At 70.5% G+C, this 15,737-nt stretch carries 18 protein-coding genes; 10 read left to right on the forward strand and 8 right to left on the reverse strand.

Annotated features, from left to right (window positions below; genetic code table 11):
* Positions 1 to 384 precede the first annotated feature (384 nt).
* Positions 385 to 753: a group I truncated hemoglobin gene (locus BMZ92_RS31940; RefSeq protein WP_091515324.1), complete on the reverse strand. Its 369-nt coding sequence runs from the start codon at positions 751 to 753 to the stop codon at positions 385 to 387.
* Positions 754 to 921: 168 nt separating this feature from the next.
* Between BMZ92_RS31940 and BMZ92_RS31945 the strand changes: the two genes are divergently transcribed.
* From BMZ92_RS31945 to BMZ92_RS31970, 6 genes are read left to right on the forward strand one after another with little or no spacing between them, the layout of a single operon-like run.
* Positions 922 to 1,542 (forward strand): rhomboid family intramembrane serine protease, encoded by a 621-nt coding sequence (locus BMZ92_RS31945; protein WP_091515326.1) that lies wholly within the window; start codon positions 922 to 924, stop codon positions 1,540 to 1,542.
* Positions 1,543 to 1,547: 5 nt separating this feature from the next.
* Positions 1,548 to 2,348: a glutamate racemase gene (gene murI, locus BMZ92_RS31950; RefSeq protein ID WP_091515328.1), complete on the forward strand. Its 801-nt coding sequence runs from the start codon at positions 1,548 to 1,550 to the stop codon at positions 2,346 to 2,348.
* A gap of 18 nt (positions 2,349 to 2,366) precedes the next feature.
* Positions 2,367 to 3,137 carry an MBL fold metallo-hydrolase gene (locus BMZ92_RS31955; protein WP_091515331.1) on the forward strand — a complete coding sequence of 257 codons (771 nt, stop codon included), beginning with the start codon at positions 2,367 to 2,369 and terminating at the stop codon, positions 3,135 to 3,137.
* A gap of 9 nt (positions 3,138 to 3,146) precedes the next feature.
* The gene (gene rph / locus BMZ92_RS31960; RefSeq protein ID WP_091515334.1) at positions 3,147 to 3,926 is read left to right on the forward strand and encodes a ribonuclease PH; all 780 of its coding nucleotides are present in this window, start codon (positions 3,147 to 3,149) and stop codon (positions 3,924 to 3,926) included.
* A complete protein-coding gene (gene rdgB / locus BMZ92_RS31965; protein ID WP_091515336.1) occupies positions 3,923 to 4,525 on the forward strand; it encodes an RdgB/HAM1 family non-canonical purine NTP pyrophosphatase in 603 nt (200 codons plus the stop codon). The genes rph and rdgB overlap by 4 nt, the downstream gene beginning before the upstream one ends.
* Complete coding sequence (locus tag BMZ92_RS31970) at positions 4,525 to 5,568, forward strand: DUF2332 domain-containing protein (protein ID WP_091515338.1); 1,044 nt, start codon at positions 4,525 to 4,527, stop codon at positions 5,566 to 5,568. Before rdgB ends, BMZ92_RS31970 begins: the two co-directional genes overlap by 1 nt.
* A gap of 32 nt (positions 5,569 to 5,600) precedes the next feature.
* Here the strand turns inward: BMZ92_RS31970 and BMZ92_RS31975 are convergent, their stop codons facing one another.
* The 4 genes from BMZ92_RS31975 to BMZ92_RS31990 form a co-directional block, all read right to left on the reverse strand.
* Positions 5,601 to 6,071 carry a nitroreductase family deazaflavin-dependent oxidoreductase gene (locus BMZ92_RS31975; protein ID WP_091515341.1) on the reverse strand — a complete coding sequence of 157 codons (471 nt, stop codon included), beginning with the start codon at positions 6,069 to 6,071 and terminating at the stop codon, positions 5,601 to 5,603.
* Positions 6,072 to 6,163: 92 nt separating this feature from the next.
* Positions 6,164 to 6,664: a MarR family winged helix-turn-helix transcriptional regulator gene (locus BMZ92_RS31980; RefSeq protein WP_091515344.1), complete on the reverse strand. Its 501-nt coding sequence runs from the start codon at positions 6,662 to 6,664 to the stop codon at positions 6,164 to 6,166.
* A gap of 60 nt (positions 6,665 to 6,724) precedes the next feature.
* A complete protein-coding gene (locus tag BMZ92_RS31985) occupies positions 6,725 to 7,372 on the reverse strand; it encodes a LamB/YcsF family protein (protein WP_091515347.1) in 648 nt (215 codons plus the stop codon).
* Positions 7,369 to 8,673, reverse strand: coding sequence for an MFS transporter (locus tag BMZ92_RS31990; RefSeq protein ID WP_091515350.1), 1,305 nt, complete (start codon positions 8,671 to 8,673; stop codon positions 7,369 to 7,371). The genes BMZ92_RS31985 and BMZ92_RS31990 overlap by 4 nt, the downstream gene beginning before the upstream one ends.
* A 153-nt stretch (positions 8,674 to 8,826) precedes the next feature.
* Here BMZ92_RS31990 and BMZ92_RS31995 point away from each other — a divergent pair, with 153 nt between their 5' ends.
* Complete coding sequence (locus BMZ92_RS31995) at positions 8,827 to 9,534, forward strand: GntR family transcriptional regulator (RefSeq protein WP_091515352.1); 708 nt, start codon at positions 8,827 to 8,829, stop codon at positions 9,532 to 9,534.
* Between the two features lie 690 nt (positions 9,535 to 10,224).
* On the opposite strand, the gene bcp is transcribed toward BMZ92_RS31995, so the two are convergent.
* The 3 genes from bcp to BMZ92_RS32010 form a co-directional block, all read right to left on the reverse strand.
* Entirely contained in the window at positions 10,225 to 10,695 is a 471-nt protein-coding gene (bcp, locus tag BMZ92_RS32000; protein WP_091515355.1) for a thioredoxin-dependent thiol peroxidase, read from the reverse strand.
* Positions 10,696 to 10,713: 18 nt separating this feature from the next.
* Positions 10,714 to 11,244 carry a hypothetical protein gene (locus BMZ92_RS32005; protein WP_245783384.1) on the reverse strand — a complete coding sequence of 177 codons (531 nt, stop codon included), beginning with the start codon at positions 11,242 to 11,244 and terminating at the stop codon, positions 10,714 to 10,716.
* Positions 11,245 to 11,441: 197 nt separating this feature from the next.
* Positions 11,442 to 11,621 carry a hypothetical protein gene (locus BMZ92_RS32010; protein ID WP_143249994.1) on the reverse strand — a complete coding sequence of 60 codons (180 nt, stop codon included), beginning with the start codon at positions 11,619 to 11,621 and terminating at the stop codon, positions 11,442 to 11,444.
* Positions 11,622 to 11,801: 180 nt separating this feature from the next.
* On the opposite strand from BMZ92_RS32010, the gene BMZ92_RS32015 reads away from it, so the two are divergent.
* The 3 genes from BMZ92_RS32015 (at position 11,802) to ilvD (ending at position 15,609) form a co-directional block, all read left to right on the forward strand.
* Positions 11,802 to 12,545 (forward strand): hypothetical protein, encoded by a 744-nt coding sequence (locus BMZ92_RS32015; RefSeq protein WP_245783385.1) that lies wholly within the window; start codon positions 11,802 to 11,804, stop codon positions 12,543 to 12,545.
* Positions 12,546 to 12,650: 105 nt separating this feature from the next.
* Positions 12,651 to 13,937: an FAD-dependent oxidoreductase gene (locus BMZ92_RS32020; RefSeq protein ID WP_091515357.1), complete on the forward strand. Its 1,287-nt coding sequence runs from the start codon at positions 12,651 to 12,653 to the stop codon at positions 13,935 to 13,937.
* A 4-nt stretch (positions 13,938 to 13,941) separates the two neighbouring features.
* Positions 13,942 to 15,609: a dihydroxy-acid dehydratase gene (gene ilvD / locus BMZ92_RS32025; protein ID WP_245783386.1), complete on the forward strand. Its 1,668-nt coding sequence runs from the start codon at positions 13,942 to 13,944 to the stop codon at positions 15,607 to 15,609.
* Positions 15,610 to 15,737: the final 128 nt, after the last annotated feature.

Consider the following 15,737-nt stretch of genomic DNA (forward strand, 5'->3'; position numbering starts at 1 on the left):
GTGTGACCGCTCTGTGGGCGACGCCTCCAAACGCCTCTGAGCTGCGGAAACTCGCCTAAACTTAGCGGTATTGCCCGCCGGCGAGGCATTCTTTTGATCTTTAGGCTGGCTTCCTTGCTGGTCGAGTCGGGCACGGGGTCTCCCGGGCGTGACCGCCCTGCTTGAGCGGCCCCACCCCCGCCCCGATCTTTGAGTGTTCACGGCCGATCCGTCGCGTCAAGAGCGCCTTCGGCGTCCCTTCGGGATGGGCTTCGCCCACTCTTGACCCGCCGGATCGGCCGTAAGTGCGGCTGGGGATCGGGGCGGGGGTGGGTGTGGGCGGTGTGGCCGCTCGCTTCGCGTCGCTGGGTCGCGGTGGGCGGTGGGTGGTGTCCGATTGCGTTGCTAAACCGCCGTCGTGGAGCTGACGATTTCTGGGGCCAGGGGGGCGATGGCGCCGATGATCGTGTCCACCGTTTCCTGCGGCACGCCTGCCGCGCTCAGGCTTTCCGTCAGGTGTTTCGCCACCAGGTCGAAGTGGTGCTGCTCAATGCCCCGGCCCCGGTGGACCTCCTTCATCGAGCGGCCCTTGTACTCGTCCGGGCCGCCGAGGGCTGCTGCGAAGAACTCGACCTGCATGCCCTTCAAGCGTGGCATGTTGGTGCCCCTGAAGAAGCCCTCGAGCTCCGAATCGGCCAGGACGCGCTCGTAGAAATCGTCGACGACCGTGATCAGTGCTTCCTGGCCGCCGATCTGCTCGTAGATGCTCGTCAAGGTGTCCTCCGGTCCGTGGTGGGAATGGCCCCCAGCGAACCGGGCCGCTGTTTCCGCGGCGTAAGCACCAGGTCAACGCAGCGCAAGCGAAAGCTCACCGCGCGTCTCCGCCGAATTCAGGGTTTTCACCCGAGGCCGGCGTTCCCGCAGGTCCGTACCGTGGCGGACATGAGCACGCCCACCGCTCCCGCCGACCCGGCCAAGCGCGTCCTGCCCGCCGACTCCAAGACGGCCGGGATCACGGTGCTCGCGTTCACCGTGCTGTTGTACCTCGTCGAGCTCGTCGACGCGGGCCTGCACCACCGGCTGGACGACGAGGGCATCGTGCCGCGGACGCTCGTCGGGCTGGACGGCGTCGCGTGGGCGCCGCTCCTCCACGGTAGCTGGGGACACCTGTTCGCCAACACGATCCCGGTGCTGGTGTTCGGCTTCCTCGCGCTGGCGTCGGGGCTCGGGCGGTGGCTGGCCGTGACCGGGCTGATCTGGGTGGTCAGCGGGCTCGGCGTGTGGCTCACGGGGGACAGCGGCACCTCGACCATCGGGGCGTCCGGGCTGGCGTTCGGCTGGCTGGCGTACCTGCTGGTCCGCGGCCTGTTCAACCGCGCTTTCGGGCAACTGGTCGTCGCCGCGGGGCTGCTCCTCGTGTGGGGCGGGACGCTGTGGGGACTGCTGCCCGGCAACCCCGGCATCTCCTGGCAGGCGCACCTGTTCGGCGCGCTCGGCGGCGTGCTGGCGGCGTGGTTCGCCGCGGCCGCCGACCGGTCGAAGGCACGCAAGCGACTAGCCTGAACCGGGTGATCACTCCCGAGGCCCCGATCGGCGTTTTCGACTCCGGTGTCGGCGGGTTGACCGTGGCGCGCGCGATCCTCGAGCAGCTGCCGCACGAACAGCTCCGCTACGTCGGCGACACCGCCCACAACCCCTACGGCCCCCTGCCCATCGCCCGCGCGCGGGAACTCGCGCTCGCCGCGCTCGACGACCTCGTCGACGACGGGGTCAAGGCACTCGTGATCGCCTGCAACACCGCCTCCGCCGCGTGCCTCCGCGACGCCCGCGAGCGCTACGACGTGCCCGTCGTCGAGGTCGTCCTGCCCGCCGTCCGGCGTGCGGTCTCGGCCACCCACACCGGCCGGATCGGCGTGATCGGCACCGAGGGCACGATCCGCTCCCGCGCCTACGAGGACGCGTTCGCCGCCGCCAAGGACGTGACCGTCACCAGCGTCGCCTGCCCCCGCTTCGTGGACTTCGTCGAGCGCGGCATCACCTCCGGGCGCCAGATCCTCGGGCTCGCCCAGGGCTACCTCGAACCGCTGCTGCGTGCCGAAGTGGACGCGCTCGTGCTCGGCTGCACGCACTACCCGCTGCTCAGCGGCGTCCTGCAGATCGTCATGGGACCCGAGGTGACCCTCGTGTCCAGTGCCGAGGAGACCGCGAAGGACGTCGTGCGCGTGCTCACCGAACGCGACCTGCTCGCCGAGCGCGACACGCCGCCGCAGCACGAGTTCATCGCCACCGGATCGCCCGAGCCGTTCGCGCGGCTGGCGCAGCGGTTCATGGGCTTCGCGCCCGGTGTGCTCTCGCCCGCGTCCCGCTGACGTGGCAGGGTGACGCCTGTGCGACTGACGATCCTGGGCTGCTCGGGCAGCGTTCCCGGTCCCGGTAAGGCGGCGTCCGGCTACCTCGTCGAGGCCGAGGGCTTCCTGTTCGGACTGGACCTCGGCAACGGCACGTTCGCGGAGCTGCAGACCCACCACGACCCGTTCGAACTCGGCGCACTCGCGTTGTCGCACCTGCACCCCGACCACTGCGCGGACTTCGGCGCCCTCACCGTGCTGCGCCGCTACCACCCCGACCCGCCCTACGACGTCACCGAGCGCCGCTTGCCCGTGCACGCACCCGAAAACGCGCCCGACCGGCTCGCGAAAGCGTATGCGCCGAACGACACCGAGCTCGCCGAGACCGATTTGTCCGACGTGTACGAGTTCCACGCCCTCGGTGCGGCACCGGTGGAAGTCGGCCCCTTCGAGCTGCGGGCGATCCCCGTCGACCACCCCACCGAGGCCTTCGGCCTGCGGATCAGCCACGGCGGCCGGACGCTCGCGTACACCGGCGACACCGGCCCGTGCGCGGCCCTCGACGAATTCGCCGAGGGTGCGGACGTGCTGCTCGCCGAGGCGACCTGGACCGATGCGCCCGGGCGGCCGCCGGGCGTGCACCTGTCCGGGCGGCAGGCGGGGGAGCTGGCCCGCCGGGCCGGCGCCGGGCGGCTGCTGCTGACGCACGTGGCACCGTGGAGCGACGCGGCGGCCATCCTCGCCGAGGCCAAGGGCGAGTTCCCGGCCGCGGAGCTCGTCGAGCAGAGCGCCACCTACGAGGTGCTCTAGTCTGCACCCGTGCCACGAAAAGACGGTAGGAACGACGACGAACTCCGCGAGGTGAAGATCACGCGGGGCTTCCAGGACTGGCCCGCGGGATCGGTGCTGGTCGAGTTCGGCAAGACCCGCGTGCTGTGTGCGGCGAGCGTGACCGAAGGGGTGCCGCGCTGGCGCACCGGCTCGGGGCTGGGCTGGGTCACCGCCGAGTACGCGATGCTGCCCTCGGCCACCCACGACCGGGGCGACCGCGAGTCGGTCAAGGGGCGCATCGGCGGCCGCACGCACGAGATCAGCCGCCTCATCGGCCGGTCGCTGCGGGCGTGCATCGACCTGTCCGCGCTCGGCGAGAACACGATCCACCTCGACTGCGACGTCATCCAGGCCGACGGCGGGACGCGCACGGCCGCCATCACCGGCGGCTACGTGGCGCTGCACGACGCGGTCACCTGGCTCGCCGCGGCCGGGCGGCTCGCCGACCCGAAGCCGCTGTCCGCGATGGTGTCCGCCGTCAGCGTCGGCGTCGTCGACGGGCGGGTCCGGCTGGACCTGCCGTACGAGGAGGACTCGCGTGCCGAGGTCGACCTGAACGTGGTGGCCACCGACGCGGGCACGCTCATCGAGGTGCAGGGCACCGGTGAGGGCGCGACGTTCACGCGGTCCACTTTGGACAAGATGCTGGACATGGCGCTGGCCGGCTGCGAGGAGCTGACGCGCAAGCAGACCGCGGCGCTGGAGGAGCCCTACCCCGGCGAGCTGCCCGAGCCGCGGACCGGCAAGAAGTCGAAGGGCTCGAAGTGACGCGGCTCCTGCTGGCGACCCGCAACGCCAAGAAGCTGGGTGAGCTGCGCCGGATCCTCGAAGCGGAGCGGATTTCCGGGATCGAGGTGCTCGGGCTCGCGGACGTCCCCGAGTTCCCCGAGGCGCCGGAGACCGGGGCGACCTTCGAGGAGAACGCGCTGGCGAAGGCGCGGGACGCGGCCGCCGCGACGGGTCTGCCGTCCGTGGCCGACGACTCGGGGATCTCCGTGGACGCCCTCAACGGGATGCCGGGCGTGCTGTCGGCGCGGTGGGCCGGGCGGCACGGCGACGACCAGGCGAACCTGGAACTCGTGCTGGCGCAGACCGCCGACACCCCCGACGAGCGGATGGGTGCGGCGTTCGTCTGCGCCGCCGCACTCGTCGTCCCCGGCGGCGAGGAGACCGTCGTGCGAGGGGAGTGGCGCGGCCGGATCGTGCGGAAACCCCGTGGTACCAACGGTTTCGGCTACGACCCGATCTTCGTGCCCGAGGGCGGGACCCGGACGTCGGCCGAGCTGGACCCGGCGGAGAAGGACGCGGTTTCCCACCGTGGGCGGGCGCTGCGTGCGTTGCTGCCCGCGTTGGGCACGCTCGTCTGATGCCGGCGCTCGCCGAGCGCTACCGGCGGTTCGGTGAGACCGACGCGGCCGGGACCGTGTACGAGCGGGTCGCGGTCGCGCTGAGCGAGTCCGAAGCGGCGCTGCGGGTCATCGAAGGGATGCCCGCACGCAAGCGGCACCCCGCGCTGGTCCTCGCCGCGCTGCACGACCTCGCCCTCGCCGGGCGCGCACCCGCGCTGGCCGCGGCCTATGCCGCCGGGGACGCGGATGCTGCCGTGGTCGCGGCGCTCGACACCCTGCTGGGGACGGCCGTTGTGGCCCCTCGGCCGCTGCGTGCCGACGAGAAGGGGCGCCACACAGTGCTGTACCCGCTGATCGCGGAGGCGGCGCGGCGCGTGGGCGTGGAGGCGGTCGGGCTCATCGACGTCGGCTGCTCGGCCGGGTTCAACCTGAACGTCGACCGTGCGCACGTCAGCTACGACAACGGGCAGTCGCTGGGCGATCCGGCGTCTCCCGTGCGGCTGTCGGCGTCGATCGTGGGGGACCGGCCGGTGCCGTCGCAGGCGGTGCCCGAGGTCGTCGCGCGGATCGGCATCGACGCCGAGCCGGTGGACGTGAGCGACGAGGACGAAGCCCGGTGGCTGCGTGCGTGCGTGTGGCCGGATCAGCCGGAGCGGAGGGAACTGCTCGACGCGGAGCTGGCGTTGGCGGCGCAGAACCCGCCGACGCTGCTGCGCGGCGACGCGATCGAGGTGCTGCCCGACGCCTTCTCCCAGGTGCCCGCGGACGCCCTGCCCGTCGTCACGACGACGTGGGCCCTGTCGCGGTTCTCGCTCGAAGACCGCCTGCGTTTCCTGCAGCGGCTCGATTCCGCGGCGGTCGGCCGGACGGTGGCGTGGGTCTCGGCGGAGGGGGTCGGAGTCGCGCCGGCGATCCCGACGTTCGGCGACCGCCACGCGTCCGGGCACAGCATCCTCGGGCTGGCGGTGCTGGGAGGGCAGGCGCTGCACGCCGAGGCCGTCGGCCGGTGCTGGTCGCAGGGCCGGCTGCTGTCCTGGCTGGCGGGCTGGGCGGCTGCCTGAGCCCGGCACCTTTTCGCGCGAAACTTGTCGCGTCAGAGCTGCTCGATGCGAAACACCGCGATCCGGTCGGCAGCCGCGGCCACCGCGTCGGCAGTGGGTGCCTCGGCGAGCCCGTTGGTCACGTAGCGCTGGGCCGCGCTGGCCGGTTGTGTGCGCACGACCTCGCGCAGCAGCGGGCCGCGCTCCGGCACTGGGACTTCGACCAGCCGGGCCGTGGACCTGCGGCGCCCACGGGTCAGCGTGACCACCTCGGCGGCCTGCGCCGCGGCCCGCGCGTTGGCCACCCATGCGGCGTTCGGAAACGCCTGGACGAGGTACCGGCCGCCCGCCAGGGAAAGCACAGCCAGCGGAAAGGTGCGGGGCTGTCCGGAGCGGCGCCCCGTCACGGTGAGCAGCTGCGTCGGCCCGAAGGCGATGCCGAGCCGCTGCAGCCCGGCGATGACCTTGTTGATCCTGTTGACCGTCCGGCGGTAGCTCTGCGCCTTGCGCGTTTGCTGGGTCATGAACCCACCGTAGCAGTTCGTATGGGACTCATACTATATGTTTTTCATACGTTATGAGGTCGAGCGAGAACGCCTGAGCAGGCCCGGTCGCCTCAGCGCTTGGTGAGATCCCTGGTCGCGTCCACACCGGCCGCGGTGGCGCGGGACAGGAAGTCGGCGAGAAGTTGCAGCTGGGCCTCGGTGTAGTCGGCGCAGATCTCGTCCAGCGCGGAGTTCATCCCCGAGTAGAGCTTGAGGAGCTCGCCGTTGCGGTCGCGCACGGCCCGGACGGTGACCGCCCGGCGGTCCGTCGCCTCGGGGTCGCGCTCGCGCACCGCCCAGCCGCCACGCTGCAGCCGGTCGATGATGCCGGTCATGGTGGCCGGATGCAGACCGGTTGCCCGGGCGAGTGCGCTCGGGCTGATCGGGCCGAGGCGGGTGATCAGCTCCAGGCAGTCGAGGTCGACGTCGTTCAGCTCGACGTGCGTGGAGACCTGGTGGTGCAGCAGCGAAAGCTGGGTGCGCAGCTCGCGCAGCGAGTTCTTCACGGCCACGGTCAGCCGCCGCCGGGAGCGCTGCCTGTTCCCGTCCTCTCCCGCTGGTGCGGTCTTCATGGAATCTGCTCCGGAGCCGATCGGATGAACACGCTCAGCGTACCGTCCGGTCCTGGCCGGCTAGGCGAAGCTGCGCAACTCCACCCCGGCCGCGTCCAGCGCGCGGTGGACGGTCGTGGAGTTGTCGCCGTGCACGGAAAGGGAGTCCGCGCGCAGCGGGATGACCGTGCCGTCCACGGCGACGACCTCTCCCCGCGTCACCAGGCGGAGGCAGCGCGACGCGATTTCGTCCGGATTGGACAGTGGCGCGCCGGGCAAAGGGTGGCCGTCCGGGTGGTAGTGCCGGTCGGGAAACGCTTCCACGACCGTGACGAGCCCGTTTTCCGCGGCGTGCCGCAGCAACGCCGAGCCCGGCGGACCGAGCACGGGCAGCTGCGGGTCGTACTGCCAGATCGCGTCGACGACGGCCGCGGCGTGCTCGTCGCGGACGCGCGCCTTGACGTAGCGGACCTCGCCACCGGCCGAACCCGCGATCGCGTCGAGGGCCCCGAGCTGGTAGAGCACGTCGTCGACGAGCTCGGTTTCCGTCACGTCCGCGCCGTGCCGGTAGCCCACGAGCGCGCCGATCGCCACACCGCGTTTGACGGCGGCCTCGCACACCTCACGCATCGTGCGCGCGGCCCCGGCGTGGCAGCCGCAGCGCACGTTCGCGGCGGTCAGGACATCCGGCAGCCTGCCTTCGGCGTCGCAGTTCAGGTCGATCCTCATGGCCGGGCTCCGACGGGCTCGGGGTCCACCACCCGCGTCTTCCGGCTGAGCAGCACCCCGGTGAGCGTGAGCACGCCGGTGAACGCCAGGTACAGCGCGACGACCACCCACGTGCCGAACCCGGCGAGCAGCGCGGTGAACACCAGCGGCGCGATCGCGCCGCCGACGACCCCGGCGAGGGTGTAGGCGAGTGAGCTGCCGGTGTAGCGCAGGCGGGCGGAGAACTGCTCGGTGATCAGCGCAGCTTGCGGCCCGTAGAGCAGGGCGTGGATGGCGAGCGCGACGACGACGCCGACGATGATCGCGGCGATCGAGCGCGTGTTCGCCAGCGGGAAGAACAGGAACGGCCACACGGCGGCGGCGACCGTCCCGACGAGGTAGAGCGTGCGGCGGCTGATGCGGTCCGACAGCGCGCCGAACGCGGGCATCAGGAACAGCTGGCACGCGGACCCGATCATCACCGCGAGCGTGCCCTGGTTCTTCGGCAGGCCCAGCTGCGTCGTCATGTAGGTCAGCACGAAGACGGTGAACAGCGAGTACAGCACGTCGGGGCAGATGCGCACGAGGATGCCCGTGATGAGGGCTCGCGGCTCCTCCCGGACCACCTCGCGCACGGGCGCCTTCGGACGCTCGCCCCGCTCGGCGATCCGCTGGAACACGGGTGTTTCCTCCAGCCGCATGCGCAGCCACAGCCCGAACAGCACGAGCACGGCGGACAGCAGGAACGCGATCCGCCAGCCCCACGACTCGAACTGTGCCTTGGTCAGGACCACGCCGAGCAGGGTGAGCACGCCGTTGGCCAGCAGCGTGCCGGCGGGCGGCCCGATCTGCGCCGCCGAGGCCCAGAACCCGCGGCGCTTCGGGTCGCCGAACTCGCTGGACAGCAGCACCGCGCCACCCCACTCGCCGCCGACGCCCACGCCCTGGGCGAAGCGGAGCAGCACCAGGAGGATCGCGGCCCCGGCGCCGAACGTCGCGTGCGTCGGCAGCACACCGATCAGGAACGTCGCGACGCCGGTGAGCAGCAGCGTGAACACCAGCACCTGCTTGCGGCCGAGGATGTCCCCGAGCCTGCCGAACAGGAACCCGCCCAGCGGCCGCGAGACGTACCCCACGGCGTACGTGGAGAACGCCAGCATCGTGCTCGCCAGCTCGTCCGAGGACGGGAAGAACAGCTTGCCGAGGATCGTCGCCGACGCCACGGAGTAGACGGCGAAGTCGTAGTACTCGAGGGTCGTGCCGGACAGGCTCGCCACGAACGCGCGCCGCAGGGACTTCCGGTCGGTGCTGGGAACGGTCATCGCGGGTTCCGATCTGGAGAGGTGCGGAAATAGGAACGGTAAGGATTGTTCAACGATCCGTCAATGCTTCGATCGCACGATCCGCTTGTTGAATTGCGGGCGATGATGCTGGTTAACTGGCGCTGACCAGCTTGTTCTGCCCCGGAGGCCCCTGTGAGCACCGACGTTCCCGCCGTCGATCCCATCGCCGTCCTGGTGGGTGACCGTTCGGTACTCAGCAGGACGAGCACGGCCGAGCGGCTGGCCGACGTGCTCCGGACACGCATCACCGAGGGCCACTTCCCGCCGGGCACCCGGTTGTCGGAGGAGGCGATCGGCGGGGCGCTGGGGGTCTCGCGCAACACCTTGCGGGAGGCGTTCCGGCTGCTCACGCACGAACGGCTGCTGGTGCACGAGCTGAACCGCGGGGTGTTCGTGCGGATGTTGTCGGAGGCGGATGTCGCGGACCTGTACCGGCTGCGGAAGCTCGTCCAGTGCTCGATCGTGCGGGAAGTGCAGAGCCCGCCAGGCGACCGGCTCGCCCCCGTCGCGGCCGCGGTCGAGGCGGGCGAAGCAGCGGCGGCGCGGCAGTCGTGGCGGGAGCTGGGCACGGCGGACATCCACTTCCATCAGGCACTGTGCACGCTCGCCGGCAGCCCGCGCGTGGACGAACTGATGCGCGGCCTGCTCGCCGAGCTACGCCTGGTGTTCCACGTGATGGCCGATCCGCAACCCTTCCACGAGCCGTACCTCGCCAGGAACCGGCAGATCCTCCAGGCCCTGCAACGCGGGCACGGAAATGAGGCGGAACGTTTGTTGCGGGAGTATCTGGATGACGCGGAGCGGCAGTTGGTGGAGGCTTACCGGACCAAGTCGCTTTGAGGGAGCGAAAGCTCCCGCATGCCCACCCAGAGTTGGGTGATCATCCCGTCGCCTGATACCGGTGGATCACTTTGAGGGGCAGCCGCAACCTTTTTTACCAACCGGCGCGTGCCTTGCCAAGCTTGCGGCTGGTCCTCAAAGTAATATGCACAAACCGCAGGCGACGGGATGATCACTCAACTCGACCACCCACCCCAGGTGAGATCCCTTTGGGCCCCGATCATCCTGGAGCCTGCCCGCCGGCCAATACCGCTAAGTTAGTACGTTTTACCTGGTCAGGGCGTTACCGGAGGCTCTGTTCAGTCGTTCCCGCCGGTTAGGCGGTTCTCCACTTAAGACAGTCGCCGTTGCGGTTGAGGGGAATCTTCAATTGAGGCAACTGTTCTGTCGGGGTGTGACCGCTCTGTGGGCGACGCCTCCAAACGCCTCTGAGCTGCGGAAACTCGCCTAAACTTAGCGGTATTGCCCGCCGGCGAGGCATTCTTTTTTCTTTTGTCTTTTGTGCTCGCTTGAGTGCCCAGGCACCGGGTCCACCGGGCGCTGCGCGCCCTGCTCACGCGGCCCCTCCCCCGCCCCGATCCTTGAGTGTTTAGCAGCTGGGGATCGAGGCGGGGGAGGAGCGGGGCGTGGGGCCGCTCGCGTTCGCGTTGCTCGGTGGCGGTGGGTGGGTGGCCGGGGCGCTGTTTTCTTTTAGCCCGCTATTTCCAGGTCTTTTAGCAGTTTTGCTACGTGGCCTGTGGCTCGGACGTTGTAGAGGGCCTTCTCGATCTTTCCTTCCGCATCTACCACGAAGGTGGACCTGATCACGCCCTGGATGATCCTGCCGTAGTTCTTCTTTTCCCCGAAGGCACCCCACTCATTGAGCACCGTCTTCTCCGGGTCGGACAGCAACGGGAAGGTCAGCTGTTCCGCTTCGACGAACTTCGCGAGCTTTTCCGGCTTGTCGGGCGAGATTCCGAGGACCTGGTAGCCCGCGCCGTTCAGCTCTGCCAAGTTGTCTCGGAAATCGCACGCCTGCTTGGTGCAGCCCGGCGTGCCCGCGGCCGGGTAGAAGTACACGACGACCCGCTGCCCCCGGTAGTCACTGAGCGAAACCTTCTTGCCCTCGCTGTCGGGCAGGGTGAAGTCGGGAGCCGGATCGCCGGGAGAAAGTCGCTGCATACCGCGCAGCGTAACCGGTCAGGCGGCCCCGCAGTACACCGCGACGACGGCGCTCGTGGCGGTCGGCCTCAGCGACAGCTTCAGCTCGGCGGGCTCCACCGGCACGGCGAAGGCCAGCGTGAACCGCACGTCACGCCCGGTCGGCACATCCTTGCCCGCGTCGACGATGCCGCTGTAGCCCTGCGTGGGGTCGACGAGCTGCTTCGCGCCGGTGCCGGCGACGGTGGCCGACACCGACAGGCCCGACAGGCGATACGGCTGGGGCCCGTCATTGCGGACGGCGATCTCGAAGGCGGCCGCGCGGTCGCTGTGGGGGTACGCGCTGACGCTCGGCTGGAACGACTTGGGCGTGGACACCGAGATCGTGATCCCGTCGGCGAAGCGGTACTGGCCACCGAAGTCCAGCACCTGCTGGGCGGGCACCGGCGCCGCCTGCACGGCCGGGCTGCCCGCCTCGTTCCGCGCCACGGTGGCGGTCTGCGCGGGCGCGCCGCACGCGACCAGCCCGATGAGGGCGGCCGCGGCCAGGACGTGCCTCGGGGTGCGCACAGCGGCAACTTCCTTTACTCGTCAAAGTCGCCTCCGGCTGCGCCGTTCGGGGTAGGCACTTCTGCCGGGGGGACCCGTCCACTCTGGCCGGTCGGACCCGTCGCGGCGAGGCGTGGCACGGGGTTGAGGCGCACCTGGTGTAGGGCTGTGGCCGATCCGTGATCGGAACGGTACCGGCGGTGAGCGGCGTCACCGGGTCAGGTGGCGAGCGCGAAGAACAGGATGAAACCGCCGACCGCGAGGACCCACACGACGATCAGCCAGCCGAAGTCGCGCCACGGGTCCACCGTGTGGTTGTCCTCGCCGGGCACGTAGACGCCGCGCTGCTCGAACCAGTCGGCCCAGCGCGACATCCAGCCGAACGGGTTACGCCGCATGCCCCTACGGTACGGCCTCCCCGGTGGTTCCACTTCCGCTACCTCGACTTCACGGAGAGTCGAAAGTCGCCACCAAAGTCTGTGACGGTCGTCACGATGATGACAACGAACTGGTAACGACGGTTAAGTATGTTGCTGACAGTGACGAACGAGAGGGTCGTGAGTGTGCCGAGTAATGAGGTGAATTCCCGACAGGGTGACGACGGCGAGCAGTTGACCGTCGCCGAGCTGCTGCGGCGTGAAGGCGTCACGCAGGAGCTGCCCGTCGTGAAGGACCCCGTCGATGACGCCCCGACCGAACGCATCCCCGTGGCCGAGCTGCTCCGCCGCGAAGGCCGCTGGGACCGCCGGAAGGCCAGCCGCGTGGGCGTGCTCGCCGCCGGGGTCGCCGCACTCGCCGGGGTGGCCGTGACCGCGCTGAGCACCGGCCAGCTGCACGATTCGGCGGCGAACGCCGCGGGTGGTGCTGGAGGCCCCGTCGTGGGCCCCGAGCCCGTCACGAGCGTCGCCTCCTCGCCGAGCCTCGCCTCCAGCGAGACGACCACGGTCGACGGCACCACGGGCGCTTCGACGTCCGGCAGCACCGCCGGCACGTCGTCCTCCGGCACGCACACCGCTTCGACGGGCGGTCAGGCCCGCAGCGCGTCCAGCGGCCAGGAGAACACGTCGTCCGGCGGTCAGGCGCCGGTCGCGTCGCAGCCCGCCGGCTCGTCCACCGCCGACAGCAGCACGTCCGGCTCGACGGGCACGACGACCACGCGGTCCGACCCGCCGCCGCAGACGACCACCAGCAGCCCGCCGCCGCAGAACGTGCAGCCGCCCGCTTCGACGCCTTCCTCGTCGAAGCCCGCGCAGGAGCCGGAGAAGAACCCGGGCCTGCTGGGTGGCCTGCTCAACGCCATCGGCGGCCTGCTCGGCGGCTGAACCATAAACCCGGTCGATACCGACTAGCCGAAGGAGTTATTTCTCTCTGGCGCACAACGGTTTCTAGTGTCGACGTGAGTCCCGTCACCGTAGACAGGAGCGTCGATGCCGCATCCGTTGACCCAGCTCGCCGTGCACACCGTCCGCAAGCCGGCGGTCGCGCCGGCGCACGAGATCACCGCCGACGTGTGCGTCGTCGGCGCGGGTGTCGCCGGCACCTCCGCCGCCATCGAAAGCGCCAAGCTCGGGCGCGACGTCGTCCTGGTCGACGCGCAGCCCGTGCTCGGCGGGCAGATGGTCAACTCGCTGATCGGCCTGTTCTGCGGCGTGTTCGGCAACGCGCCCGAATACCGCCAGCTCACGCACGGCATGTTCGACGAGATCTTCGCCGACCTGGGGCCGACCGGCGACCTGCACTTCAACCGCGGCCACACGATGACCGTGCAGTACGACGAGGTGGTGCTTGGCCGCTGGATCGAGGAGCGGATCCGGCAGCTGGGCATCCGGGTGGTCGTCGGCGCGGTGATCCAGGGCGTCGAACTTCACGAGGGCCGCATCGAGACGGTGTCCTTCGCGACGCGCTACGGCACCGTCACCGTCCGTGCCACCGGTTTCGTCGATTCGACCGGTGACGCGGCCCTCGCGTGGGAGGCCGGGCTGCCGTGCCGGATCCCGGAACGCACGATCTACGGCTCCCAGCAGATCGTCCTCGAACACCTCGACGAGACCCACAAACCCGACGCGAAGGAACTCGCCGCACGGGTCGACGCGAAGGCCGAGGAGTACGGCCTGATGCGCCACGACGGGCTCGCGTTCTTCTTCCCCGGGCGCAACACCGCGGTCATGAACATGACCCACATCGAGGCGCCGCTCGACCCCGTCGCCGCCTCCGACGCGCAGCTGGAGGGCAAGGCGCAGGCCGACCGCGTGGTGCACTTCCTGCGCACCGAGTACCCGAAGGCGTTCGGCAACGCGAAGGTGCGCGCCTACGGCTTCCCCGGCCGCCGCCAGACCCGCTGGCTCGCCGCGGTGCACCAGCTGACCCTCGACGAGGTCCGCACGGGCCACCGCTTCGAGGACTCCGTCGCGCGCACGGCGTGGCCGATCGAGCTGCACGACCGGCCCGAGGGCTACGTGTGGGAGCTGTTCGAGGCCGACCACGTGCACTACGTGCCGCTGCGCAGCATGCTCCCGCCCGACGTGCACAACCTCGTCGCGGCGGGCCGCTGCGTGGACGGCGACGCCGCGGCGTTGTCGAGCATCCGCGTCATGGGGCCGTGCGCGGCGATGGGCATGGGCGCTGCGCACGCGCTCGACCTGGCGGGCAAGGAGAGCGTGCACGACGTGCGGCCGGACGAGCTGCACGACCGGCTCAGCGAGAACCTGGACTGAAGCCGTGGAACTGCGGAGCAACTTCGAGAGGGGCAGCTCCCGGTGGGCCACCAGGCGCGCGCAGTGGCGGGCGCTGGGACTGTCCGATGAGGACATGGAGAAGCCCAAGATCGCGGTGGTGAACTCGTCCTCGGACCTGGCGATCTGCTACAGCCACCTCGACCAGGTGGCGCGCTGGGCGAAGGAGGCCATCCGCGCGGCGGGCGGCGTCGGGTTCGAGGTGCGCACCACCGCGCCGTCGGACTTCATCCACAGCGCGGGCGGCCGCGGCGGTTACATCCTGGCCAGCCGCGACCTGATGGTGAACGACATCGAGGCCGCGGTGGAGGGTGCGCTGCTCGACGGCATGCTGTGCCTGGCCTCCTGCGACAAGACCGCGCCCGCGCACCTGATGGCTGCCGGGCGGCTGGACATCCCGACGGTCGTGGTGCCGTGCGGGTACCAGCCGTGTGGCACGTTCCGCGGCGAGCACTGCGACATCGAGGACGTGTTCCTCGCCGCCGGGCACGTCGCGCAGGGCAGGCTCGGGATCGACGAGCTGACCGAGATGAGCGAGCAGGCCGTGCGCGGCCCCGGGGTGTGTGCCGGGATGGGCACGGCGAACTCGATGCACATCGTGTGCGAGGCGCTGGGCATGGCCCTGCCGGGCACGACCCCGGTCGCGGCGAACAGCCCCAAGATGTGGCAGGCGGTGGAGGACGCCGGGTACCGCGTCGTCGAGATGGTGCGGGAAGGGCTGAAACCCCGCGACGTGCTGACCCCGGCCGCGTTCGCCAACGCCGTGATGGTGGTGCTGGCGATCAGCGGTTCGATCAACTGCGTCAAGCACCTGCAGGCCGTCGCCGCCGAGGCGGAGTCCGATGTGGACGTGTGCCGGCTCTTCGAACGGTACGCCGACGAGGTGCCTCCGCTGTCCGCGGTGCGACCCAACGGCCCGCACTCGATCGAGCAGTTCGAGGCCGCCGGTGGCGCGGCCGCGGTCCTCAAACAGCTGGAACCCCTGCTGCACAGGGAAACCGTGACGATCACGGGCCGCACGCTGGGTGAGACGCTGGCGGGCGTGGCGGTTGCGGAGCCGGACGTGATCAGACCGCTCGGCGACCCGATGGGCAGGCAGCCCACCGTGGTCGTGGTGCGGGGTTCCCTGGCGCCCGCCACCGGGATCGTGAAGCTCGCCGTCGCCGAGAAGCGGCGGTTGTCCTTCGAGGGCACGGCGGTCGTGTACGAGTCGCCGGAGGACGCCTTGGCCGGGCTGCGGAACGGCGAAGTCCGCGAGGGGCACGTCCTCGTCCTGCGCGGGCAGGGGCCGAAAGGCAGTCCTGGCATGGGAATGGCCTCGCGGCCGGTGTTCGCTTTGGACGGTGCCGGGCTGACCGGGAAGGTCGCCGTGGTCACGGACGGGCAGCTGTCCGGGCTGGTGAACAAGGGCATCGTCGTGGGCGAGGTGTCGCCGGAGGCGGCGGACGGCGGGCCGCTCGCGCTCGTGGAGAACGGTGACCGCATCGCGATCGACGTCGCGGCCCGCACGGTCGATCTCGTGGTGCCCGAAGAGGTTCTGGCCGAACGGCGGGCGGGATCGGTTCGTGCACAGGACGGAACGCGGGGCTGGCTGGCCCTCTACCGGAGCGCCGTGCGGCCGCTCCAGGAAGGTGCGGTGTTACGTGCTCGGTAGGACGTGGGCGAACGCAACATATGTCGCCTTGCTCGCACCAGGCGGCCCCGTGTTCACTGAGGATCTCGGTGATCGGCTTCGGAGTGCTGGGACCCGCCCCGCGGACAGAGGAGTACCGGAGAGGGAGT

Source organism: Amycolatopsis sacchari (genome assembly GCF_900114035.1).
Lineage (GTDB): Bacteria > Actinomycetota > Actinomycetes > Mycobacteriales > Pseudonocardiaceae > Amycolatopsis_E > Amycolatopsis_E sacchari.